The following is a 257-nucleotide window of genomic DNA, read 5'->3' as shown; positions in this document are numbered from 1 at the left end:
AGAGCCGTCTGTATCGACAACTGAAGCGACCGCTCTAAAGCAAACAAATAACTGGACGGATTGGTACATAATAGCATAGATAATCATGACAGCACCGCGTGGTGTAATGTATAACCAAATGTTCCAATCTGGGTAATTAGTGTGGTTTAAGCGACGAGTCATACCTAAGAAACCAAGTACATACAACGGCATGAACGCCACGAAGAAACCAACTATCCAACACCAAAAAGACTCTTTACCCCTTTTTTCGCTAAGCT

At 42.4% G+C, this 257-nt stretch carries 1 protein-coding gene; it reads right to left on the bottom strand.

Annotated elements, in window-relative coordinates; translation table 11 throughout:
* The coding region (locus tag CWC17_RS19180; RefSeq protein ID WP_171042122.1) for a cbb3-type cytochrome c oxidase subunit I at nucleotides 1–257 on the bottom strand (257 nt) is incomplete at both ends.

This window comes from Pseudoalteromonas sp. S3785, from assembly GCF_005887365.1.
Classification (GTDB): Bacteria; Pseudomonadota; Gammaproteobacteria; order Enterobacterales; family Alteromonadaceae; genus Pseudoalteromonas.
The sequence above is the reverse complement of the archived record's forward strand: the minus strand, read 5'-3'. Positions and strand labels throughout refer to the sequence as shown.